Origin of the sequence: Streptomyces sp. NPDC046805 (assembly GCF_040645355.1) — a bacterium.
GTDB lineage: Bacteria > Actinomycetota > Actinomycetes > Streptomycetales > Streptomycetaceae > Streptomyces.
In genome coordinates this window covers 46,094-68,432 of sequence record NZ_JBEYYC010000010.1, presented here as the reverse complement: position 1 = coordinate 68,432, position 22,339 = coordinate 46,094, and the positions used below count along the sequence as shown (strand labels likewise).

The window sequence follows — 22,339 nt, the reverse complement described above, 5'->3', positions numbered from 1 at the left end:
GGATCTCCCGCTGTTGGCCGACACAGCTCGTGGGGGGGACGAACATGGAAAGACCGGACGACCGCATCTCATCCGCTCTGCGCTTCACCACGGAACTCGTGGCCTGGGTGGCCACCCCGTGGGCCCTGTCCGCCTACTCATGGCTGCTCGCCGTCCTGTCGGTCGTGGTGCTGATCGGCCTCCCGGCCGTCTTCTCCACTCCGGGAGACAAGGCTCAGGTGATCGTCCCGGTCCCGGGTGCGGTCACGATCCTGCTGGTGCTGCTCCAGCTCGCCGCGGCCACGATCGCCGCATGGTCGGCATGGCCCACCTATGCTGCGGTCCTCGTCTCTCTCCTCGTGGCCGCCACCCTCGTCACGGAACGCCCTCGCTGGCGATGGCTCCTCTCCACGGACCGGCGCACCGATGAGCAGCGGAAGGGCGGCGCGGTAGCCGGCTAGGCCGATGCCGCGTCCGGGTATTCCAGCAGCCACGGCAGCGCGCCCCGGTCGCTCGCGCCCAGCCGGACGTACGCGCTGTAGAGATGGTTGCCCACCGTGCGGATCGACAGCGTCAGCCGTTCCGCGATCTGCCGGTTGCTCAGTCCCGCCGCGGCCAGGGTGACGATCTGCCGCTGCCGGGCGGTGAGTTCGCCGAGCGCCGGCCCGGACAGCGCCGGGGTGCGGGCGCCCTGGCAGCGGCGGGCGGCGGCGACCGCACGGGCACGTGACGTACGGGCGGCACGGGGGTCGCGGTGTGCGCGGACGGCCTGGGCATGCGCCTCGGCCGCGAAGAGTAGGAAGCCGCGCCGCTCCAGTTCCTCGGCGGCCCGGTCGAGGGCGGCTCCGTCACCGCGGGCGAGGGCGTCGGCGTGGCGGGCGAACACCCCTTCGCCGGGCAGACGTTGAGCGACGCGTTCGGGAGCGCCCAGGCGTACGGCGTCGTAGAGGGCGTACACCCCGTCCCCTACGACAGCCCGTACGGCGCCGTCGATGTCACCACGCGCGGCCGCCACCCAGACGGCCGCCTCCCCCGCCGAGCCGCCGCCTTGCGGCTCCCCCGACTGGGCCGTCGCCAGGACGAGTTCACTGCGACAGGCGGCATCCTCCGATTCCCCCCTCAACCCCTCCCGCGCCCACGCCGCCGCGTCCCGCAGCTCCCCGCGCAGTCGCGAGAACCGCGCCCGTACTGCCGCGTACCCGACCGGCACGGATGCGCCCTCCTCCACCAGCCACTCCCCCACCGGAGTCGCCACCGACCGTACGTCGGCCTCCTCGATCGCGCGTGTCAGATCCCGCTGTTCGGCGGCCAGGGCCGGGGCGCACTGCTCGGGCGTACGGGTCAGGCGGCGGGCCCGCAGACGGCCCGCCGTGGCGCGGAGTGCGGGGCCGTGCAAGGGGTGGGCGAGGTGAACGGCGCCGCCGTCGTCGATGCGGATCAGCCCGTCGGACTCCAGGTGTTCGAGGACGGGCAGCTCGAACTCGTCGTCCAGGTGCGGCAGGAGGGGTTCGGCGAAGGCGAGGCGTTCCAGGGTGGCCCGCTCGCCGGGGTCGGGTCGGTCCAGGACCGGGGCCGTCCGTTCCCGCACGGTCGCGGTCACCGGAAGCGGTCCCCGCCACGCCCACTCGTCCGTGTCAGGGACCGACGTCAGCGCGCCGGTCGTGCGCAGAGCGCCCAACAGATCGCGCAGGAGCCGTAGATCACCCTGACACACCCGGTGCAGCCGGTTCGCGGTGAACGGCTCCAGAGCGCCCCCGGCGGCGAGCAGCCGGGCCGTCTCCTCGCGGGGCAGCGGCTCAAGGGCCAGGCGCGGCAGAAGCTCGCCGGTGCACAGCCTGGACACCGCGCGGGGCAGCGGACCGTCGTCGGCGGCGGCCACGACCAGGCGGGTGTGTCCGTGCACGGCGAGCTGGTGGACGAGGGCGGCGGAGGCCTCGTCGAGAAGATGCACATCGTCGACGACCAACAGGCGTACCCCGGAGAGCAGTTGCACCGCCCGATGCGGCGAGACCGCCTCGGGCAGCAGGTGGGCGAACGCGGCGAAGGCGAGCCCCCGAGCCTCGGGCGTCCCGGTCACCCGGGCGCAGTCGGCGCCGCGGACCACCTCGGTGACGAGCCGGGTCTTGCCGCAGCCCACCGGTCCGGTCACCACGATGCCGTGCCGTCCGGCACTCAAGGACCGGCGGATCAGCTCGAGTTCGCTCTCCCGGCCGGTGAACGGCCAGGGCAGCTCCAGCGTCTTGGCGGTCTTGGCGCCCTGTTCGTAAGTCGTCACATGGTTCAGAGCGCGCATACTCACACCTGATACAGGGGGACTTGAGTAGCCCCCGACTCAGGCGCCGGGCCACGGCGGACGGCAGTCTGTACGCGTGACCTTCCGCTACTGCTCGCTCCCGCCGCAGGCGGCCCCGGCCTTCGCGCCCGGGCTGACCGCCGAGCGGCTGAGCGCGCTGCTGAGCGGGCGGCGGATGTGGGTCAACGGCACGGTCCTGCACTACTACTTCTTCGACGACGGGGGCGAGGACGTCGGCGGCGGCCGCAACGGGGGTGGCGCCGCCGCCGACGCCTCGGTGATCCCCGTTCCCGGAACCGGCCAGATGCGCCGAGTGACGTGGGCCGGAGCGAAGGAGCAGCAGGACGTCGTACGGGAGTGCTTCCGGGAATGGCAGGAGCTCGGCCTCGGCGTGACGTTCGCCGAGGTCGCCGACCGCCACGAGGCGGAGCTGCGCATCGGGTTCCAGGACGGCGACGGCTCCTGGTCGACGGTGGGCCGGGACGCGCTCTCGGTGGGGCGGGGCGAGCGCACCATGAACCTGGGCTGGGACCTGACCGCACCCGGCCGGCGCGGCACGGCCCTGCACGAGATCGGCCACGCGCTGGGCATGCTGCACGAGCACCAGAGCCCGTACGCCGGCATCCACTGGGACGACGAGGCCGTGTACGCCGACCTGGCGGGGCCGCCGAACTTCTGGAGCCGGGACAAGACGTTCTCCAACATCCTGCGCAAGCTCGATGCGTCCGAGGTCAACGGCAGCGTCTGGGACCCGCAGTCGATCATGGAGTACCCCTTCGCGTCGGGTCTGATCCTGGAGCCGGAGCAGTACCGGGCGGGCCTGCAGCCGCCCGGCACCCTGTCCCCGGCCGACCAGGAGTTCGTACGGCGCTGGTATCCGCCCAGCTCCCCTCCCCGGCCGCCCGCGCTGGTGCCGTTCCGCTCGGCGCCGCTGCGCCTCGGCCCGGGCGAGCAGGCCGACTTCACGGTGGAGCCGCCGGAGACCCGCACGTACACGGTGGGCACCTTCGGGGACGGCGACAGTGTCGTCGTGGTCTTCGAGGAGCGCGACGGCGAGCCGCGCTACCTCTCCGGCCAGGACGACGGGGGCACACCGCACAACACCGCGATCAGGGTCCGGCTCGTCAAGGGCCGCCGCTATCTCGTCCGCGTACGCCTGTACTCCACGTGGGGATCGGGAGAGACAGCCGTCATGTGCTGGTGACCGCCGACAGCGGGAACCGCGCCGCGCGGACGTCCGGACCACAGTCCGGCACCGGGGGAACGGCCGAGGACGTCACCTTCGGGGGAGGGGACGTCCTCGGCCACACCGGCCGAACCGGAGTACCATTCCCCCTCCTCCCACGCGAACCCTTCACCCGAACGGCCCGGCGCACTGGTCGGCCGGCAGGGGCAGTGGTGCCGTGAAAGGGACGTACCGCGTTCCGAGGAGGCAGCCACGATGCACCGCTCGACCCGCTCTGCGCGTGTACTGGCCGCGGCCCTGACGGCGGGGGCGCTCCTGGTCACCACGGGCTGCTCGGACGACGGCGAGGCCACCGCGGCCGCGACCGCCTCGCCCCCACCGCGCCTCACCGAGGCCGGGGCGAAGGCCGCGCTGATCACGGAGGGCGACATCGAGGACGCCTGGACGAAGGTCGACGACGCGGCGACATGGCGCGACCAGCTGCTCCACGGAAAGGTGGACGTCGCCGGGTTCCTCACCAGGAAGGGCGACGCGGCGGACTGCCAGAGGCTGCTCGACGGCCTCTACAACAACAATCTGCTGGGCAAGCCGGCGGGCGCGTCGGCGCTCACCGGCTTCGAGGAGGACGACACCCGGCTGGTGTACCAGGTCGGCGACTACGGCCAAGCCAATCTCAAGGCATCCATGGCATGGCTCGAGACCATCCCGCAGAAGTGCGGCCAGTTCACCATGACCGGCTCCGACGGCGGCAAGCGAGCGGTGCAGGTCATCGAGATCCAGCTGCCGAATGCCGGTGACGCCCGGCAGGGCATGACCGTGACGATGCAGGGCACGCCGGGCGGAGGACCCGCCACGCTCTCCATGGACGTCGCCGTCGTGCGGGTCGGCGCATCCGGCATCGCTCTCACCAACGGCGGCGTCGGCGGGGCCGATCACGACACCACGGAGACGGCGGTGGAGCTGGGCACCGGCCGGCTGCAGGACGTCCTCGCCGGGAAGACGCCGTCGCCCGAGCCGCCCGTGCTGGAGTGACCGCTCAGCGCAGGTCGGCCTGCGCGGGAGTGTCGTCGAGGAAGCCGCCCGACTGGTGCTGCCAGAGCTTCGCGTAGGCACCGTCCGACGCGAGCAGTTCCTGGTGCGTGCCCTGCTCGACGATCCGGCCGTGGTCGAGGACGACCAGCTGGTCCATGGTGGCGACCGTGCTCAGCCGGTGCGCCACCACGAGCGCCGTCCGCCCCTTCATGAGCCGCCACAGCGCCTCCTGGACGAGGATCTCGCTCTCGGAGTCCAGCGCGCTGGTCGCCTCGTCCAGCAACAGGATCGGCGCGTCGCGCAGGATCGCCCGGGCGAGAGCCACGCGCTGGCGCTGTCCGCCGGACAGCTTGACGCCGCGCTCGCCCACCATGGTCTCGAAGCCGTCGGGCAGCGCGTCGGCGAACTCGGTGACGTGGGCCGCCTCGGCCGCGCCGCGGATCTCGGCGTCGGTGGCGTCCGGCCGGGCGAACGCGATGTTCTCCCGCAGGGTGCGATGGAACATGGCCGGGTCCTGCGGCACGTAGGCCATCAGGCTGCGCAGGTCGGCCTGGCGCAGCCTGCTGATGTCCTGGCCGCCGATCAGGATCCGGCCGGCGTCGACGTCCGTCATCCGCAGCAGCAGCCGGGTGAGCGTGGTCTTGCCTCCGCCGGAGCGGCCGACCAGACCGACCTTCGAGCCGCTGGGGACGGTGAGGTCGAGGCCCTCGAAGAGCGGCTCCGCCGCGCCCGCGTGGGTAAAGGTCACCTTCTCGAAGCGGACGTCGGCGCCCCGGGGCGCCAGTGGCTGCGGCGACGGCGGGTCGAGCACGGTCGGCGGCGCGAGCAGCAGCTCGGTGAACTGCGCGGCCTCCGTCATCGAGCTCTCCAGGCGGCGGTAGATCTGGTTGAACTCGAACATGATCCGCGTCGCGTTGGAGTAGTACGTGAAGGCGACCACGACCGACTCCACACCATGGCGTCCCCCGCCGAGCGCGACCGCGAGCAGCAGGCCCAGCGCGTTGGTCAGCACGGACATCGGCGCGACCAGCGTGTCGATGCGCAGATTGCCGTAGTCCCACGAACGCACCATGCGCAGCCGGGACTCCGCGACACGGGAACGGTGCTCCACTGCCTCGCGTTCCTCCGCGGCGAACGCCCGGACGGTGTCCATGTTCATGAGGCTGTCGGAGACGTGGCCGGCCACACGGGCGAACGCCGCCTCGCGCTGGTCGACGAGCGCCTGGCGACGACGGATGAGGGGCGCCACGCCCAGCGCCGTCAGCACGATCATCGCCAGGAGACCGGCCACGAGCAGCGGTTCGTACTGCCACAGCACCACCGATCCGAACGCGAGCGGCACAAGGCTGCCCACGAGTTGGAACACGAACGTGTCGACGAAGTCCTCGAAGCGGGCGGCGAAGCTCAGGACCCGTTTGGTCAGTGATCCGGCGAAGTTGTCGTGGAAGAACGTGGCGTCCTTGGCGAACAGCTCGTCCATGCCGAGCACGTACAACTGCTCGATGCCGCGGGCCTCCAGCCGGATGAGGCAGTGCATACCGATACGCCACAGCGTCTCCGCGAGCAGCAGCGTGCCCGCGAAGACCAGCACGTACGGCAGCATCGAGCCCACGCCGGCACCGGAGTCACCGACGATCCGCCCGACGAGCTTCGCCACGACCAGCGGCGCGACGTAGCTGATGCCGGTGTTGCCCACCGCCGGCAGCAGCATCGCGGGCAGCGTCAGCCACCGCAGCCGGGCCAACTCCCGTCCGTAGCAACGAAGCGCGAGGAGAACCGGGCCCCTGCCCCGAGGCCCCTCGCGTGATTCAGGCGATCCCATCGCACCCCTGTCCCAGATGAGTGCCCCGCGCGCGGCACGCGACAACGCCAACGCCGACGCGCGAGTACAGGCAGGCAAGGAACCGCAGTGTCCCGCGAGGACGCTTGCGGAGTCCAAGCGTTTTCTCCGGGTTCGTGCTCAGGGGGAGCGCCTTGGGGGGCGGTTGGGGGTGCGCGTCCCGAAGCCAGCGAGCCGGCCGATCGTCACGGGCCTCACTCACACTTGGATCGCCGAGGTGATCTCGTCGAGCAGGCCGCGAATGCGCTTTTCGATCTCGTCACGGATGGGACGGACGGCGTCGACGCCCTGTCCGGCCGGGTCGGGGAGCTGCCAGTCGAGGTAGCGCTTGCCCGGGAAGACGGGGCAGGTGTCGCCGCAGCCCATCGTGATGACCACGTCGGACGCCTGGACAGCTTCGACCGTGAGCACCTTGGGCACCTCGGCCGAGATGTCGATGCCTGCCTCCGACATCGCTTCGACTACAGCCGGATTGACCGTGTCGGCAGGCGCGGACCCAGCCGAACGCACCTGTACGCGGTCGCCCGCAAGGTGAGTGAGGAACGCGGCGGCCATCTGGGAGCGCCCGGCGTTGTGGACGCAGACGAAGAGCACGGAAGGACGCTCAGCGGCGGGAGTGGTCATGGCACGTGTCTTTCTGGACGGAATCGGGTCAGGAGAGGGTGGAGGCGGCGAGTTCGGGTTCGCCCTCAACGGGGACAGTGTCGGCCTGCACGGGTGCCGGGCGTCCGAAGACGGCGATCACCAGCCCCAGCCCGATCGCGGTGCCGACCAGTTGGGCCACGATGAACGGACCGAGTGAGCCGGGATTGATGCCGGCGAAGGTGTCGGTGAAGGCCCGGCCGATGGTGACCGCGGGGTTCGCGAACGAGGTGGAGGACGTGAACCAGTACGCCGCGCCGATGTAGGACGCCACGGCCACGGGGCCGAAGTGCGCCCGGCCGGTGCGAGCAAGTCCGAAGATCAGCAGGACGAGCCCGGCGGTCGCGACCACCTCACTGAGCCACAGGTGGCCGGCGAAGCGGTCATGGGTGGACCACTGCACGAGCGGCTTGCCGAACATGGCATCGGCCACGATGGCACCCGTGATGGCTCCCACGACCTGAGCGGGGATGTACGCGGCGACGTCCCGGGCGGTCAGCCCGTCCTCTCTACGGCGGCCGGTGAACCAGGCAGCGAGTGTGACGACCGGATTGAAATGAGCGCCGCAGACCGGCCCCAGGAGCGCGATGAGGACGCCCAGGCCGAAGACCGTGGCCAGCGAGTTGGCCAGGAGTTGCACACCGACATCCCGGGTCAGCTCGGTGGCCTGGATTCCGGAGCCGACGACCACCGCGACCAGGGCGGCCGTCCCCACGGCTTCGGCAAGGGCTCGGCGCCCCAGCGGGGCGCTCACGCGGTGGCCTCGGCCGTCTGCGACGTCTTCAGGAAGGCGGCAAGCCGGTCGAGGGTGGCGGGCAGGGCCCAGTAGTAGACCCATGTGCCTCGGCGCTCGCAGTCGATCAGACCGGCCTGCCGCAGCAGCTTGAGGTGATGCGAGATCGTCGGCTGGGACAGGTCGAAGGCCGGGGTCAGGTCGCAGACGCAGACCTCACCGCCCGCCCGCGAAGCGATCATCGAGAGCAGGCGCAGGCGCACCGGGTCGCCCAGCGCCTTGAACAGCTTCGCCAGCTCGGTCGCCTGGTCCTCGTCCAGGGGGGCGGTCACCAGCCCCGGGCAGCACGCGTCGGTCTCGTCGCTCTGTCCGAGCACCACAAGCTCTTGTTTCGACATACGTCTATGTTGACATCCTTCGACCCAAGTCACAAGCTTGCATCGATAGACATCAATGCATGCCGATGGGAGCGTTGCCATGTCCCGTGCTCAGCTCGCCCTGCGTGTCAGTGACCTCGAAGGGTCGATCGCCTTCTACTCGAAGCTCTTCGGCACCGAACCGGCCAAGCGGCGCGAGGGCTACGCCAACTTCGCCATCGCCGAGCCCCCGCTCAAGCTCGTCCTGATCGAGGGTGAGCCCGGACAAGAGACACGCCTCGACCATCTCGGCGTCGAAGTCGAGTCCACCGACCAGGTCAGCGCGGCCACCAGCCGTCTGAAGGACGCCGGTCTCGCCACCTTCGAGGAGAACGACACCTCCTGTTGCTACGCCGTCCAGGACAAGGTGTGGATCCACGGCCCCGGCAAGGAGCCCTGGGAGGTCTACGTCGTCAAGGCCGACACCGACACCCTCGGCAAGAGCGCCTACCCGAACGTCACTGGCGACGCCTGCTGCACCACCCAGTCCGTCGGGGCCGACTCGACAGCTGCCGGTTGCACCTGCGGCTGACCACCCAGCCAGCGCGCTCAGCCCTCGCATCTCGTCAAGGTGACGCGAAAAGGTGCGAACCTGCAGCCCTCCTCCAGTCGGTCTGAGATCCTGGAGACCGATTCGAGGGGCCGCAGGTATGGAGTGGAAGACCCACGGAGAACGACAGATCTACACCAACAAGTGGGTGAATCTGTGCCTGGTCGATGTCCAACAGCCCGACGGGCGCAGGTGGGACAGTGAGCCGTGCAAGCTCGGCAGCGATACCGTATAGGCCGCTTTGAATGGACGGTGGCCGGTTCTCCTTCAAGAGTCCAACAACATGCCGGAGTTGGCCGACGATGGCCGGCCTCAGAGCCTCGCCGCCGTGCTGGTCGTCCCGTCGCCAATAGTCCTCGATGGATGCCCTGAAGGCTTCAAGTGATGCTGGATCGAGGCTTGTTCGGGTAGCCAGCGCCAGGATGCTGTCCACGTCCGGCCCCGGCAAGGACGCGGGAGTCTGCCGCTCGAGCTCGGGTGCTTGCGGCGCCTCGCGCTCCGTGACCACGAGGGCCTGCGGCGTCTCCCACGGTCGGCGGGCAAGCCCGATCGTGCAGCAGACCCGAGCTTGGTCCACACCTGGTCCACACGCACTGATCCACAACGCGACACGGCCGGATCAGAGTGAGACAGGTTCCATACAGAAGGGGCGCCCCTCATCGAGAGACACCCCTTCTGACCAGCACGGCTATGTCCTCTGCTGAGGCGGTGGGATTTGAACCCACGGTGACATCGCTGCCACGACGGTTTTCAAGACCGTTCCCTTCAGCCGCTCGGGCAACCCACCTCCTGCCGCGTGCACCAGAGGAGCGGAGCGGGTGCGCCTAGCCGCCTCCGACCTCGCGCGGAGGCCGTGGTCCACACAGGGTCCACTCGCGCTACCAGGCGGCGCAGTCTCCGGGCGCCGCGGGGGAGCGTCAGATGCGTTGAGTGTCCACGCCGGAGCTCCGCTCCGGATCTTGCGGCTCCTTCGCTCCTGCGGCCTCTGCGGTCCTGTGCACGGCATCGCGTGATCGTGATCAGCCCTACGTCGGCATTCCGGGCACCGAGGCGGGCATGGAACAGTTCACGGCGGCCCTCATCCACCTGGCGCCGGTAGAGCAGACGCCGCGTCACCGCCCGCATTCCTTGATGTGGCCCGGCTCGCCGCGCAATCACCGAACAGGCCGACGGCACCGCTTCCCCCCACCCAGCAAGGAGCCACACCATGACCACCCCGCATGCCTTCCCCCTGGAGCCCACCCCGATCCATGTGTCCGACGAGGTCCTCGACGACCTGCGCGCCCGTCTCACATTGACCCGTCCGCCGCTGGACGAGGCGAACGAGGACTGGTCGTACGGCGTCCCGGACAGCTATCTCCGTGAGCTGGTCGCCTACTGGCGGGACGGCTACGACTGGCGCAAGTTCGAGGCCGCCATCAACGCCTACGAGCACTACCAGGTGAGCGTCGCCGGTGTCCCGGTGCACTTCATGCGCAAGCCCGGCCGCGGCCCCCGTCCGATCCCGTTGGTCCTCACCCATGGCTGGCCGTGGACGTTCTGGCACTGGTCGAAGGTGATCGACCCGCTCGCCGACCCGGCCGCGTTCGGCGGTGACCCCGCCGACGCCTTCGACGTCATCGTGCCGTCCCTGCCCGGCTTCGGCTTCCCCGGCCCGCTCACCGGCTTTCCGGACGTCAACTTCTGGAAGGTCTCCGACCTCTGGCACACCCTGATGACCGAGGCCCTGGGGTACGAGAAGTACGCCGCCGGGGGCTGCGACATCGGCGGGATCGTCTCCAGCCAGCTCGGCCACAAGTACGCCGACGAGCTGTACGGCATCCACATCGGTTCCGGGCTGCCGCTCGACTTCTTCACCGACCCCCGGGCCTGGGACTTCGCACGGAATCGGCCCCTCACAGACGACCAGCCCCCGGGCATCCGCGCCCGCACCATCGAGCTGGACCACCGCTTCGCGTCCCACGTCGCCGTGCACATGCTCGACGGTGCCACCCTGGCCCACGGGCTGAGCGACTCACCCGCCGGACTGCTCGCTTGGCTGCTGGAGCGCTGGAACGCCTGGAGCGACAACGGCGGCGACGTCGAATCCGTCTTCACCAAGGACGACCTGCTCACCCACGCCACGATCTACTGGGTGAACAACTCCATCGCCACGTCGATGCGCTACTACGCCAACGCCAACCGCCACCCCTGGGCCCCCGCCCACGACCGCACCCCGGTCGTGCAGGCCCCGGTCGGCCTCACCTTCGTCACGTTCGAGAACCCGCCCGGCATCCACACCGCCAACGAGCGAGTCCGGGCGTTCAAGAGCGGCCCGCAGGCCGATTGGTTCAACCACGTCAACGTCAACGCCCACGACCAAGGCGGCCACTTCATCCCCTGGGAGAACCCCGACGCCTGGGTGAGCGACCTGCGCCGTACCTTTCACGGCCGCAGGCCCTGAATGACCCTGCGGGCTCGTCCGGCGACAGGCCGGGCGAACGTTGTTCCATGGCCCTGGATCCATGGCCCTGATGCCGATGCCCCCGGCGTTGAATCAGGCTCAACGAGCGTGCTCCGAAACTGCCTTGATGGCGCACTCCGTCCAGCGGATCGTATGGGGACATCCGCATCCACGTGATCTCCACCAACCAAGGAAGCCCTCATGAACACCTCGGACATCACCAACAACCCGGCCACGCCCCACATGGGCCCTCTGCGCGTGAAGGCATTCGACCATCTCGTCCTCAACGTCGGGGATGTCGAGCGGTCCCTGGACTTCTACACCGGGCTCCTCGGCCTGGAGCCCGTCCGCGTTGCCGAGTGGCGGGCCGGCGAGGTGCCGTTCCCCTCGGTGAGAGTCACGCCGGAGACCGTCATCGATCTGGTCGGCCGCCCTCGCAGGGAGTCCAACGTCGACCACATCTGTCTCACCGTGGAACCGCTGGACTGGGACGAGTTCCTCAAGTCCGAGGCCCTCTCAGGGACTTTCACCGTCCTCGAAGGACCCGTCGAGCGCTTCGGCGCGCGCGGCATCGCCATGTCGGTCTACGTCCAGGACCCGGACGGCAACACCGTGGAACTCCGCTGGTATCCGCAGGACGTCGCCTCCTGACCCGTCCAGCCCCCTTCTCAACCCCTCACGTCACGTCACGACGCGACACCAACACCGTGGAGAGCCCCAGGCACACCACCACATACCCCGCCAGCACCAGGCTCGCGGTCAGCGGGCCGGACACCGAGACCACCCCCGGGATCGAGGTGTTCGGCTTGCCCGACGGGTCCAGGGCGGTGGCGAGGGAGCCCGCGCTCGGGCCGATCAGCAGGCGTTGCAGCCACTTCAGCGCGGGCAGGGTACCGGCCAGTCCGGAGACCAGGTTCTCCACCGCGAGCAGCCAGAGCAGGCCCACGCCGATGGCCGCCCCGGTGCCGCGCAGCAGGATGGCCAGGAGGATGCCAAGGCTCGCCGCGGCCATGCTGATCAGCCAGACGGCGCCGATTCCGCCCAGGAGCGCCGTCGCGGCCGGCCAGTGGGCGGGGCGGCCGGTGAGCGTCGCGACGAGGCCGCTCGCACCCGCGCTCGCCCCGAGCACCAGCACCGTGACGCACAGCACCGTCACCGCCGTCGCCGCGGCCTTCCCGAGCACCGCCGCGCTTCGGCCGGGGCCCTGGACCAGCAGGGTGCCCCAGGTCCCCCACCGGTATTCGCCGCCGACGAGGACGGCGCCGAGGATCAGCATCAGCGCGCTGCCGAACATCGGGTACAGATCCACCGTGGCGGAGAGGAACTTGTCCGGCAGCAGGCCGCCGATCAGCTGCTCCGGATCACCCGACGAGCCGACCGGCCGGTTCCTGATGGCCAGCCAGACGATGTACGGCACCACCATGCCGAAGGCCAGCGCCAGGCCCGCCCACGCGCCGCCCACGATCCAGACGCCGGGCCGCTTGCGGGTCGACAGCAGCTCTGCCCGAAGGACGCCGTTCAACGGTTGCTCACCTCCACGGGTGCCGGTCCGGCGGGCCGATGGTCCTCGACCAGGTCGAAGAACACGTCCTCCAAGGAGCGGACCTCTCTGTGCAGTTCGCTGACGTTCAGGCCGTTCACCACGAGCAGCCGGTTGACGGCGGCCGCCTCACCCGGGTCGACGGCCACCCGCACCTTTCCGTCGCCGGCGACCGTCGCCGAGCGGACCTCCGGCAGCTGTCGTACGAGCTCGGCCGCGCGCTCGGGTGCGTCCACGGTCACCGTCAGACCGCCCTCTCCGGCGCCGCGGCGCAGCTCGGCCACCGTGCCGTCGGCGATCAGCCGGCCCCCGCGGATCACACCGACCCGGTCGCAGACGTGCTCCACTTCGGCCAGCAGGTGGCTGGAGAGGAGAACCGTGCGGTTGGCGCGGCGCAGGCCTGTGATCAGGTCGCGCATGCTCGCCATGCCCTCCGGGTCGAGGCCGTTGGTCGGCTCGTCGAGGATGAGCAGGTCGGGGTCCTTCAGCAGGGCCGCGGCCACCGCGAGGCGCTGCTTCATGCCGAGTGAGTACGCGCGGAAGGCGACGTCCGCCTTGGCGGTCATGCCCACCTCTTCGAGGACCGTCTCGACGCGGTCGCCCGGCACGGAGGCGTATCCGGCGAGGATGCGCAGGTTGTCGCGGCCGGACAGGTGCGGGTAGAGGGCGGGGGACTCGATCAGCGCTCCGACGCCGCGCAGGCTGCTGCGCGTCCCGGCCGGGTGGCCCAGCACCGTGGCGGTGCCCGAGGTCGGCCGGATCAGCCCGACCAGCATGCGCATGGTGGTGCTCTTGCCGGCTCCGTTCGGGCCGAGGAAGCCGTAGACCTCTCCCCTGCGGATCAGCAGGTCGAGGCCGAACACGCCGGTCTCCGGGCCGTATTGCTTGGTCAGCCCGCTGGTGCGGACCGCCATGTCGTCGTCGTGGCCGTCACGCATCGGCGGTATGCCTCTCGCCGTTGCGGCCGCGCGCGGCCAGTGACAGGACACCGGCCACCACCGCTGTCTCCGCGGCGAGGATCACCACCGCCCACACCGGGCCCGTCCAGCGCTGGAGCGTGCTGAACCACACCCACATCAACGCGGCATAGGCCGACACGAGGAGCAGCAGCGAGACGATGCCGTAAAGGGTGTAGGCGCGGGTGTCGCGGGGCGGGTACGCGCTGAGGCTCTTCCGGGCGTCGGGGTCGCGCCCGCGCAGTCTCAGCCGCCAGAAGCGGTAGGACTCGCGACGCAGATCGACGAGGTTCAGCGCGTGTGTGAGCATCACATACCCATCCGATCGCAGAATCGGCACCAGACTCATGACGGCGCCTCCGCTGCCGAACAGCAGCAGGCCGGAAGCGAGCGGGCGCCCGAGGGCCCCGTCACCGGCCGACCACCACCAGATCATCACCGGCACCAGCGCCAGCAAACTCACGAACACCCCTGCGAAGGCCGTGCCGACCCGGGCCCGGCGCCGGTGGAACAGCACGATGTCGTCCGTACGGCAGTAGGGAGTCAGCATCGGGAACCGCCAGCTGAGGCCGATCTCGGTGACCGTGCCGCCGAAGTGGCGGCAGGTGACGCCGTGGGCGAACTCGTGCAGCACGGTGATGCCCCAGAAGAGCGTCATCGACAACGGCACGGTGACGGGCCAGGAATGCTGGTGCGTCGCCTCGTGGGTGAGGGTGGCGACATGCGTCCAGACGAACAGCTGGACGGCCACGATCAGGAGGAACGCGGGGATCAGGAAGGCCGCGTGAAAGGCGAACGCCAGCCGGGCCGCGAGGGCGGCGCACAGCTGGTCCGGGCGCAGGATCACCCAACGCCGGCGCAACCAGCCCTGCCGCGCCGACTGCTTGTCCTCGTGGGCCCGTCTGAGCTTGTCCAGGGCCGCGTCGTCGGCGTATCCGTCGAGCAGTTGGTAGCGGCCGAGCATGGTGAAGACCTGCTGCCAGTGCGCGGGGCCGAGCCGGCGGTCGTAGGTGGCGGTGTAGCGGCGTCCGATGTCCTCGATGGTGTGGCTGCCGTCCATGAGGCCCATGATGAAGTGTTCGCGGGGGCCGACCCGGTAATAGCAGCCGGTGCGTGCGTCTTTGACGTGGTGCACGGTCTTCGGGCCCGACCGCAGGGCCGGGCCGAGGACCACCTCCGGGCGCAGCCGGGGCCGGCCGTAGGCCGTCTCGGTCACCGCTGTGCCTCCTGGGGTGCGCTGTCGGACAGCGCCTTGCAGATGACGTACGACAGATAGATCTCGTCCAGGATGCTCACCCCGAGCCGGTTGTTGGTCATGTGGACGTAGGAGCTGAGCACGATGGCGAGCGCGTCCTGCGGGTCCGGTACGGCGCCGTCGCGGAAGGTCAGGGCTCCCGCTTCGGCCAATTTCAATACTCTGTCTCGGAGTTCGGCGCAATGGGCGAGCCAGGTGCGTTCCGTCGGGGTGGGCGAGGCGGCGGTGGCGTCGTCGCGGGCGCAGTCCCGCACATGCCGCAGGCGCGGCACCAGCCGGTCCTTCATCCGTTCGTAGCTGCGGTCGAAACGCTCGTGCTGGCTGTCGCTCGGCTCCTGGTACGACGCCTCCCACATCGCGCGGTAGCGCACCAGGAAGCGGGCCACCGCCTCCTCGTCCCGCAGGAAGGCGAAGCACAGCCCGGCCGTCAACTGGGCTGCCTGACCGAGCAGGACGGTCCGTACGTGCACGTTGGTGGTCTCCAGCAGCCTGATCACCAGCTCGCTGGACTCCTGGAAGTGCCGCTCGGCCAGTTCCATGCCGGCCGGACCGCCGTACCGGTCCAGCTCCCGCTCGTAGGGGATGTGAGCGACGCTGTTGTTCTCCCTGAACGGCATCGTGCCGTCCGCGCCGTACAGGTCGTTCCAGCGTTCCTCGCTGTACTCGGCGAGGAACATGTTCTTGTAGAGGTCGCCGCTGGCGTTGCGGTCCTCCTCGTAGAGGGCGGGGCGTTCGCGCAGGTACGCCTCCAGCGCCTCCCGCGCGGTCCGGGCGACCTCGTCGGCCGCCGACGGGTCGGCCGGCAGCAGGCGCAGCCTCACGTGCGGGCCCTCCAGCCAGTAGCGGATGAAGAACCACGAGCGCAGGAGGCCCTGTTCGCACAGTCGGTCCACCAACGGGCTTACGCCGTGCACGAGTACGGGGTTGGCGTTGGCGGCGTAGAAGACGTGCAGGCTGATCCAGCCGTCGCCGTCCCACTCCGTGTCGATGGACGCGTCCTCGTTCGTTGCTCGCTTGCCGTCCATCACCGCTCCGCTTCCGTTGCGTTGACTGCGTCGAGCTGGACCGTGAGTTCGGTGACGTACCGGCGTGGGCCGTCGCGCAGCCACAGCTGGTCGGGGCGCGGCAGCATCTCGGTGAGCACCACCGACGAGGTGCTCTTGCGGACCGCGGTCTCCAGCAGTCGGACGCCCGCGTACGAGTCGAAGTCCACGTACTGCGGCTTGTGTTCGCCGCCCAGGGAGGCGAAAACATGGCGCGGCAGCCCGGCACTGCGCTGCCACTCCCGCCAGGCCAGGAACCATTCCTGGTCCGACTGTCCGGCCACCGGCGGCGGCAGCTGCTCGGCGGCGAACCGCCATGTCCTGCGCTGCAGCACCACGTTGCCGAGCCGGACGCGCGGGAGGACGCCGCTGTCGCCCTCCGGAATCCCGGTGCCTTCCCACAGGTCGAGCTGGACCATGGTGGTGCAGGAGAAGTTGAGCAGCACCTGCTGCACCTCCGGCAGCGCCATCGGCAGCAGGAACCCGAGGTAGACGGGAATCACCTCGACGCCCAGCCGGCGTGAGCGCAGGCGCAGCCGGTCGGTTGCCGTGTCGTGCTCGACGACCAGGTCCTCCACCGGGATCTGCTCGTGCGGCGGCCGGAAGCTGGTCTCGCCCGGGCAGACCACCTCGTAGGGGGTGACGACCGGGTGCAGGTTGAGGTTGGTCGCGTCGTAGCCGCCCTTGAGCTCGGCGAACACGGCTCCCTCGGGTACGGCGTCGTCCAGCGAGCGGCGCAGCGAGGCGACGAGCTCCTCGTCGCAGCAGTGTGCGAACCGGGAGAAGAGCAGGGTGAGCCCGGAGTAGACGCGGTTGACGACCACCAAGGGGTCCTCGCCGCGGCCGTCGGCCAGTTGGAGGAAGAACGACAGTGACCGCAGGGCCTCCGGCCGGGGCAGCAGTCCCTCCACGGTGGTCAGGAAGTCCTCGTCCAGCTCCACGTCGGCCCCGGTGGCGGAGGCGCTGCGGTACCGGCGCTTCATCTCCTCGGCCACGGCGGCCCGGGCGCGGTCGATCCCCGTGATCTCCTCCTGCCGGAACCAGTTGTCGTACGGACGGAAGTCGGTGCCGTCGAAGCGTTGATGGCGCATCAGCCGCTTGTTGTAGTTGTCGTAGAAGTCCTGGTTGAACTGGTGGGCGAAGGACAGGAAGTCCTCGCAGCGTCCGCCGTGCCCGTAGCGCGCTCGGAAGAATCCCTTCGTGACGAGTCGGCGTACGGCGGTTCCGTCGAACGCTGGCAGGACGCGGGCCAGTTGGCGCAGCCCGGGGGTGAGCTGTCGCGTCCAGGTCGAGGCGTCGCCGGTGACCGTGAGGCCCGGCAGGGTGGTGTCCTCGTAGACCAGGGTGCGCAGGACCGGTGTGTCGTCGCGGCCCAGCAGGCGGTGCGTCTCGGTCACCGACTCCTTGACCTGCGCGAGCAGTTGACGCCGCGGCTTCAGGTCCGCCTCGGCGAATCGGGCGACGTCGCTGCCCATCCGCTCCACGAGGACGGCGATGTCGTCGGCCCAGTCCACCCCCAGCCGCCGCAGCCCGCTCCGGTAGGTGCCCACCGGGTCCGGGTCGTGGATGTCGAGGTGCAGATCGGGCACGACGAGCAGCCCCAGTCGGAGCAACTGGGCCAAATATCGCTCCACTTCGTGCTCCGGCCGCTGGTCATCCATCGCGCACAGCCGCCGTACGGCGTCCGTGAACCGCAGTGTCGTGCCGTCGCCGAACAGCGTGAGCACATCGGCGAGGGCGTCCCCGCTGGGAAGGAAGAACAGGCTCTCGTGTACAGCGTCCAGGGTGACCGCCGCGTCCGCGTTGCCGTCGGCTCCGCGCAGCTTGCGCAAGTAGCGGACGTGGTCGCGCTGCACCTGCAGTCCGCTGGTGGCGCGGACGGGCAGATCGCCGCGGATCGCGGGGTCGCCGGTCAGCAGTTCCGAGAGTCGTGCGAGGACGGCGATGTTCAGCCGGGTGCTGCTCCGCTTGTCCCATCCGCTGACGGACGCGGCGAGCGGCCGGCCGCCGGCCTCGGTGAAGGCGCCCGCGGAGACCGCCGTCAGGGTGCTGAAGGGGCTGGTCTTGCACGCCGTACGCAGCAGATACTCCAGCAGCGACCGTTCGATCCGCCGTTCCCGCTTGCTGAGCGGGCCGTCGGCGCGGTGCAGATAGCCGTCGAGATACTCGTCGAGCGACGGGGAGGACAGCTGGATGCCGCAGCGCAGGTCGGTGTCCGTCGCCGCGCGGCGCAGCTCCCGCCGGCCCGCGGTGATCTCCGCGGACAGGATGCCGGAGCCGTTCTTCAGCAGCGCCTCGTGCCGCTGCCAGTCGGCGAACCACGCGTGCAGTTGGGCGAGTTCGCGGGAGGGCAGGAGTTGCTCGGCCGCCGACAGGCCTCGTGGGGCACGGGCGTTGAAGACGTCGCGGCGCAGGTTGATCAGCGTGCGGCGTGCGGTCGCGTCGTCGAGGCAGAGTGCCACCTGCTCCTGCAGCGAGTCGGCGAGCCGTGCCCCCCGCTCACGCAGCCGTGCCCGCGCGTCGAGCACGGCATCCGCCCAGGCCGCGCTCGCCGGGCCGGCCAGCGCGGCGGCGGTGTCGAAGGGCAGACCGCCGACGCGCAGCATGAACCGGGGCACCAGATGCCATCGCACGCGCTCCGCACTCTCGCGGTGCTCGGGCAGCGTCGCGGCCGACGTCCCGCCCGGCGTCATCGACGGTATCGCTGATGGCATCGCGCTCGATTTCACGGATCAGCCCTCTCAGACCAGCCGGTAGTCGAAGTCCGCACTGTCCGCGCGTTCATGGCCGAGCAGCACGAAGAGGAAGGTTCGCTCGTCCCCGTCGTCGAGGCCGACCGCCTCGTCGATGGCGATGTTGTCGAAGCCGAGCACCGCCCCGCAGCCGACGCCCAGCGCCGCGGCGGCGGTGTAGGCCGTCTGCGCCACCGCGCCCACCTCGGAGTTGAGCACCCGGTAGCCGCGGCTGCCGTAGGCGTCGAGCGTGCTGCGCCAGCGACCCGAGATCGCCAGCACCGCGCCGACCTGCTCCAGGTTGTAGTTGCTGAGGTAGTAACTGCGTTGCAGCTTCTCGGCGAGCGGCATCTCGCGCACCACGTGCAGCCGGTGCCGGCCGCCGTCGTAGCGGTAGGTGCCGCTCGGCAGTCCGGCGACCCGGTTCGCCAGGACGTACAGCCCCGTCAGCCCGACGTCCTCGGGCACCACGTCCGAGACGTACCACCGCGCCGACACCGTGCCCGCGAGCACGGTCCCCAACTCGTCGAGGCCCAGCGGGCGGGAGCGCGTGAAGGAGCCGAAGCTGGTCCGGCGGGAGCGTAGCGTGGCGCCGATGTCCTCGCCCAGCCGGTCCGTCAGCGGTGCGGGGAGTACGAGCTCGTCACCCCCGTCGGGCGGGATCGGCACGAGGCCGCGCGCCACCTCGGGGTCGGGACGCTCGCGCCGGTCGGCCAGGACCGCCCGGTGCACCTGCTCGATCTGCTCGAAGGTGCGGGGGTGCGCCGACCTCTCGAAGCTGGGCCGGTCGATCAGGCCGCTCCGGTCCGCCTCGTCGGCCATACGCTCCTCGCGCTCGCCGGGCGGTCCGAACCGCAGCGGGACCACGGCCAGCGCGCACTCCTCCTCGGTGTCGATCCCCAGCAGCCGGTTGAGCCGCCCGTCGTCGAACCACTGCACGCGGTTCACCCGGCGCCCCATGGCGCGTGCGATCAGCTCCCAACTGCCCAGCAGGGCACCGGCGTCCTGCGTCACCACGTGGTAGCAGAAGCTGTTGTACTTGAAGGAGTTCTTCCAGAAGCGCACGGTCGCCACGAGGAAGCCGTCCGCGTCGGCGCACCCGGCCCCCGCCTCGCACGCCGCGCGCACCTCGTCGGTGAGGTCACCGGCCAGCAGCCGCTCGAGGCCGTGGTGTGCCGTCGAGTAGTGGTAGACGCCGGGGGCCAGCGCAGCGCCCGGTCCCGCGACCCAGTACACCTCCAACGGATACATTCCGCCCCCGGAGGCGGTGCCGCGCCCCCACAGCGCCTCCGGATAGAGGACCCGTACGTGGCTGTCCTGGTTCCAGCTCACCCGCAGCCTGCGATCGAGAACGCCGTAGGACAGCCGCAGCAGCGTGGCCAGGGCGTCGAGGGTCCAGGGCTCGCCCGGGGCGGCGGGCGGATCGCCGAAGAGTACGTCGGCGGCGCCGGCGGGCGGCAGCGCGGTGCCCGAAGGCAGCGGAAAGCGCCGAACGCCCAGGTAGGTCTTGTGCCGGGACGGCTGGTCCGCCCAGTCGGGGGCGAAGCCGATCGGCTCCATCGGCTCCCGGCCGCGCCGGAACACCGACTCCACATAGTCGTTCACGACCTGCGTGCGGTCCTCGGACAAGCGGTCTCCTCCTTCGGCCGGGACGGGTGGCTTACGGGAACGGGTGCGGCCTGCGGTTCAGGCCCGTGGGTCCGAACCCCTCGTCGCGTGCGTGGAGTTCGGCCAGCACGCCGTCGAGGTAGGCCCGCAGGCGCGGGTGGTCCAGGGCGCGTTGCCGCTCCCAGCCGAAGTCGATCGGCACCAGTCCCGGTGCCAGCACGCTCAGCGTGCGAATGCCGGTGCCGTCCTGCTCGGGGCAGGTCTGGTCCACCGCGACGACGTCGCTGCCTGTGTCGCGCAGCAACTGCATCACGAACCGCGCGTCGTCCGCGAGGTCCAGGCTCTCCGGACGCCGGGCGAGCCACGAGCCGTACAGCTCGTCCATCGAGCGGGGCGGCGCCGCGTCCAGCAGGAAGTCGACGGCCTGTGCCATCTCCGGGAGGCCGTACAGCAGGGCGTGGTGGGTGAGTTCGTGCACGCGGTTGTAGTCGGTGGCCATCGCACGCAGCTCGGGCAGCTTCGCCTCCACGCGTTCGTCCATCCCCGGGATGTACGAGGCCGTCTCCGCGATGGCCGCGCGCACCGCCTCGACCGGGTCCAGGCTCGCCCCGGCCGCGAAGCACAGCCGGCCCAGCCCGCCGTCCAGCCGCTCGGCCACCGCCATCACGGCGGGCACCGGGATGTCGACGCGCATGTCGAACAGCCGCATCCGGTAGCCGAGCCGCGCGACCCGGTCCAGGACGAACCGGACCTCCTCGTCTACGACGGTCGCCTGGTCGATCTCGGGCAGCCGGGCACTGCCGTACCAGCAGAGCAGGAAGGCGTCGCGCTCGATGAGTTCGAGCATCCCGTGCAGCAACGCCTCCTCGACACTGCTGCCGCTGGCGCAGCCGTTGGAGCACTCCTGGACGAACTTCCGGTCCGGGCGCCGGTCCAGATAGAAGACGAACTGCTCGGGCACCAGCAGCGGCCGCTGCTCGCCGAAGGAGTAGCCCCATACCCAGTGGGTCGGAGTGTCCGGATGGTACGGCTGGTAGTAGTCGTTGTGCCCGACGTAGAACTCGGGACGGTACGAGCCCATCGTCGCGGGGTCGAGGGCGTCGGGCGCGAGGTCGCGGTAACTGCCGTACGTCTTCGGGTCTTTGGCCCGCGGGAACTGGCCGGCGTATCGCTCCAGGCCCTCCAGGATGCCGTACCGCTCGCTGCTCGCGGAGCTCTGCGACTGCCCGCTCCACCACATCTCGTGGTAGTCGTACTTGCTGCGCACCCGGAAGTAGCCGCTGACCGGCAGGGTCGCGCTGCACTGGTAGACGCGGCGGGCCGCGCTCGCCAGTGCCCCGCACACTTCGTTGACCAACCCGGCGGCAGGCAGTGTCAGATCGGCCGCGGACGCGCCCCGGTAGGTGGTCGGGCTCGCCTTCGGGCGCGGGCTCAGCGGCAGCATCGCGCCCTCGGCGGTGTCGGGCCGCGGGGTGGCGCACCACTCGCACTCGGAGTCGGCGATCAGGTCGTGGCGGCTGACCGTCAGGTCGCGGCAGCCCAGCTCCACGATCCGGCCGACACTGTCCAATGACCGTTCGTTCGCCGCGAGTTCGGTGTCAGACGTCTCCGCGTGCACGAGCTGCGCGATCTGCTCCAGGGCGAAGAGGGTGAGCGAGGGGTCGCCACCCGCCACCCAGACGTCCGCGCCCTCCTCGATCGGCCGGCGTTCCTCGACCGGGCGCAGCGCCAGCCAGCGGCGTTCCAGGCAGCGGCCGCACGGCCGGCTTGAGCCGTCGGCCCGGTACAGCGGGCCCATCAGCACCGAACCGCCGTACAGACGCACCGGGTAGACCAGTCCGTCGGCCACCGGCGGCCCGCTCGGCGCGGGCCGCGCCGGCAGGCCGAGCACCCCGACGTCGACCGTGACGCCGGCTCCGGCGCGCCCGGCCAGATAGCCGCGGACGACGTCGATCAGCCGGGGCTCGTCCAAGATCGTCGCGGCGGTCACCGCGTTCGACACCACATTCATCCGTCCACCCAGTCGCTCCGAGGATGCGGGGTGCGGCTGCTTGCCCCGACGGCGGGATCGCCGTGCCCGGCAGGGGCGCC

General features: G+C 70.5%; 18 protein-coding genes, 1 tRNA gene and 1 pseudogene. 6 read left to right on the top strand and 14 right to left on the bottom strand.

The features are described from left to right. Positions 1-44: 44 nt before the first annotated feature. Positions 45-440: a hypothetical protein gene (locus ABZ910_RS13370; protein WP_361363032.1), complete on the top strand. Its 396-nt coding sequence runs from the start codon at positions 45-47 to the stop codon at positions 438-440. Here the strand turns inward: ABZ910_RS13370 and ABZ910_RS13365 are convergent. Further along, positions 437-2,272, bottom strand: a complete 1,836-nt coding sequence (locus ABZ910_RS13365; RefSeq protein ID WP_361363029.1) for a LuxR C-terminal-related transcriptional regulator — start codon at positions 2,270-2,272, stop codon at positions 437-439. The genes ABZ910_RS13370 and ABZ910_RS13365 overlap by 4 nt on opposite strands. Positions 2,273-2,348: 76 nt before the next feature. On the opposite strand from ABZ910_RS13365, the gene ABZ910_RS13360 reads away from it, so the two are divergent. Both ABZ910_RS13360 and ABZ910_RS13355 read left to right on the top strand, forming a co-directional pair. Further along, positions 2,349-3,476 carry a M12 family metallopeptidase gene (locus tag ABZ910_RS13360; RefSeq protein WP_361363026.1) on the top strand — a complete coding sequence of 376 codons (1,128 nt, stop codon included), beginning with the start codon at positions 2,349-2,351 and terminating at the stop codon, positions 3,474-3,476. A gap of 237 nt (positions 3,477-3,713) precedes the next feature. Continuing rightward, positions 3,714-4,490 carry a hypothetical protein gene (locus tag ABZ910_RS13355; RefSeq protein ID WP_361363023.1) on the top strand — a complete coding sequence of 259 codons (777 nt, stop codon included), beginning with the start codon at positions 3,714-3,716 and terminating at the stop codon, positions 4,488-4,490. Positions 4,491-4,494: 4 nt separating this feature from the next. Here ABZ910_RS13355 and ABZ910_RS13350 read toward each other — a convergent pair whose 3' ends face one another. From ABZ910_RS13350 to ABZ910_RS13335, 4 genes are all read right to left on the bottom strand, one after another. Next, positions 4,495-6,312 carry an ABC transporter ATP-binding protein gene (locus tag ABZ910_RS13350; RefSeq protein ID WP_361363020.1) on the bottom strand — a complete coding sequence of 606 codons (1,818 nt, stop codon included), beginning with the start codon at positions 6,310-6,312 and terminating at the stop codon, positions 4,495-4,497. Between the two features lie 216 nt (positions 6,313-6,528). Further along, positions 6,529-6,954: an arsenate reductase ArsC gene (locus tag ABZ910_RS13345; RefSeq protein ID WP_361363017.1), complete on the bottom strand. Its 426-nt coding sequence runs from the start codon at positions 6,952-6,954 to the stop codon at positions 6,529-6,531. A 28-nt stretch (positions 6,955-6,982) separates the two neighbouring features. Then, on the bottom strand, positions 6,983-7,726 hold the full coding sequence (locus ABZ910_RS13340) for an MIP/aquaporin family protein (RefSeq protein WP_361363015.1): 744 nt from the start codon (positions 7,724-7,726) through the stop codon (positions 6,983-6,985). Beyond that, positions 7,723-8,103, bottom strand: coding sequence for a metalloregulator ArsR/SmtB family transcription factor (locus tag ABZ910_RS13335; protein WP_361363012.1), 381 nt, complete (start codon positions 8,101-8,103; stop codon positions 7,723-7,725). Before ABZ910_RS13335 ends, ABZ910_RS13340 begins: the two co-directional genes overlap by 4 nt. A gap of 79 nt (positions 8,104-8,182) precedes the next feature. Here ABZ910_RS13335 and ABZ910_RS13330 point away from each other — a divergent pair, with 79 nt between their 5' ends. Continuing rightward, positions 8,183-8,653 (top strand): ArsI/CadI family heavy metal resistance metalloenzyme, encoded by a 471-nt coding sequence (locus ABZ910_RS13330; protein ID WP_361363009.1) that lies wholly within the window; start codon positions 8,183-8,185, stop codon positions 8,651-8,653. A 217-nt stretch (positions 8,654-8,870) separates the two neighbouring features. Here ABZ910_RS13330 and ABZ910_RS13325 read toward each other — a convergent pair. Further along, positions 8,871-9,221: pseudogene (locus tag ABZ910_RS13325) on the bottom strand (hypothetical protein); the annotation flags it as partial. Between the two features lie 151 nt (positions 9,222-9,372). Beyond that, positions 9,373-9,460: transfer RNA gene (locus ABZ910_RS13320), tRNA-Ser, on the bottom strand. A 418-nt stretch (positions 9,461-9,878) separates the two neighbouring features. Between ABZ910_RS13320 and ABZ910_RS13315 the strand changes: the two genes are divergently transcribed. Both ABZ910_RS13315 and ABZ910_RS13310 read left to right on the top strand, forming a co-directional pair. Next, positions 9,879-11,114: an epoxide hydrolase gene (locus ABZ910_RS13315; protein WP_361363006.1), complete on the top strand. Its 1,236-nt coding sequence runs from the start codon at positions 9,879-9,881 to the stop codon at positions 11,112-11,114. A 243-nt stretch (positions 11,115-11,357) separates the two neighbouring features. Then, positions 11,358-11,765, top strand: coding sequence for a VOC family protein (locus ABZ910_RS13310; protein ID WP_361363386.1), 408 nt, complete (start codon positions 11,358-11,360; stop codon positions 11,763-11,765). A gap of 25 nt (positions 11,766-11,790) precedes the next feature. On the opposite strand, the gene ABZ910_RS13305 is transcribed toward ABZ910_RS13310, so the two are convergent. From ABZ910_RS13305 to ABZ910_RS13275, 7 genes are read right to left on the bottom strand one after another with little or no spacing between them, the layout of a single operon-like run. Then, positions 11,791-12,636, bottom strand: a complete 846-nt coding sequence (locus ABZ910_RS13305; protein ID WP_361363003.1) for a hypothetical protein — start codon at positions 12,634-12,636, stop codon at positions 11,791-11,793. Next, positions 12,633-13,592 carry an ABC transporter ATP-binding protein gene (locus ABZ910_RS13300; RefSeq protein ID WP_361363000.1) on the bottom strand — a complete coding sequence of 320 codons (960 nt, stop codon included), beginning with the start codon at positions 13,590-13,592 and terminating at the stop codon, positions 12,633-12,635. Before ABZ910_RS13300 ends, ABZ910_RS13305 begins: the two co-directional genes overlap by 4 nt. Next, positions 13,585-14,826, bottom strand: coding sequence for a hypothetical protein (locus ABZ910_RS13295; RefSeq protein WP_361362997.1), 1,242 nt, complete (start codon positions 14,824-14,826; stop codon positions 13,585-13,587). Before ABZ910_RS13295 ends, ABZ910_RS13300 begins: the two co-directional genes overlap by 8 nt. After that, positions 14,823-15,890: a thiopeptide-type bacteriocin biosynthesis protein gene (locus tag ABZ910_RS13290; protein WP_361362995.1), complete on the bottom strand. Its 1,068-nt coding sequence runs from the start codon at positions 15,888-15,890 to the stop codon at positions 14,823-14,825. The genes ABZ910_RS13295 and ABZ910_RS13290 overlap by 4 nt, the downstream gene beginning before the upstream one ends. After that, on the bottom strand, positions 15,890-18,622 hold the full coding sequence (locus tag ABZ910_RS13285) for a lantibiotic dehydratase (RefSeq protein ID WP_361362992.1): 2,733 nt from the start codon (positions 18,620-18,622) through the stop codon (positions 15,890-15,892). The genes ABZ910_RS13290 and ABZ910_RS13285 overlap by 1 nt, the downstream gene beginning before the upstream one ends. 27 nt (positions 18,623-18,649) lie before the next feature. Then, complete coding sequence (locus ABZ910_RS13280; protein ID WP_361362989.1) at positions 18,650-20,269, bottom strand: SagB family peptide dehydrogenase; 1,620 nt, start codon at positions 20,267-20,269, stop codon at positions 18,650-18,652. Between the two features lie 31 nt (positions 20,270-20,300). Next, positions 20,301-22,250, bottom strand: coding sequence for a TOMM precursor leader peptide-binding protein (locus ABZ910_RS13275; protein ID WP_361362987.1), 1,950 nt, complete (start codon positions 22,248-22,250; stop codon positions 20,301-20,303). Positions 22,251-22,339: the final 89 nt, after the last annotated feature.

Bases quoted from the DNA above. Each gene is read 5' to 3' on its own strand.
- ABZ910_RS13370 (WP_361363032.1), top strand. From the start codon at position 45: ATGGAAAGACCGGACGACCGCATCTCATCCGCTCTGCGCTTCACCACG.
- ABZ910_RS13365 (WP_361363029.1), bottom strand. From the start codon at position 2,272: ATGCGCGCTCTGAACCATGTGACGACTTACGAACAGGGCGCCAAGACC.
- ABZ910_RS13355 (WP_361363023.1), top strand. From the start codon at position 3,714: ATGCACCGCTCGACCCGCTCTGCGCGTGTACTGGCCGCGGCCCTGACG.
- ABZ910_RS13350 (WP_361363020.1), bottom strand. From the start codon at position 6,312: ATGGGATCGCCTGAATCACGCGAGGGGCCTCGGGGCAGGGGCCCGGTT.
- ABZ910_RS13345 (WP_361363017.1), bottom strand. From the start codon at position 6,954: ATGACCACTCCCGCCGCTGAGCGTCCTTCCGTGCTCTTCGTCTGCGTC.
- ABZ910_RS13335 (WP_361363012.1), bottom strand. From the start codon at position 8,103: ATGTCGAAACAAGAGCTTGTGGTGCTCGGACAGAGCGACGAGACCGAC.
- ABZ910_RS13330 (WP_361363009.1), top strand. From the start codon at position 8,183: ATGTCCCGTGCTCAGCTCGCCCTGCGTGTCAGTGACCTCGAAGGGTCG.
- ABZ910_RS13315 (WP_361363006.1), top strand. From the start codon at position 9,879: ATGACCACCCCGCATGCCTTCCCCCTGGAGCCCACCCCGATCCATGTG.
- ABZ910_RS13310 (WP_361363386.1), top strand. From the start codon at position 11,358: ATGGGCCCTCTGCGCGTGAAGGCATTCGACCATCTCGTCCTCAACGTC.
- ABZ910_RS13300 (WP_361363000.1), bottom strand. From the start codon at position 13,592: ATGCGTGACGGCCACGACGACGACATGGCGGTCCGCACCAGCGGGCTG.
- ABZ910_RS13290 (WP_361362995.1), bottom strand. From the start codon at position 15,890: ATGGACGGCAAGCGAGCAACGAACGAGGACGCGTCCATCGACACGGAG.
- ABZ910_RS13285 (WP_361362992.1), bottom strand. From the start codon at position 18,622: ATGCCATCAGCGATACCGTCGATGACGCCGGGCGGGACGTCGGCCGCG.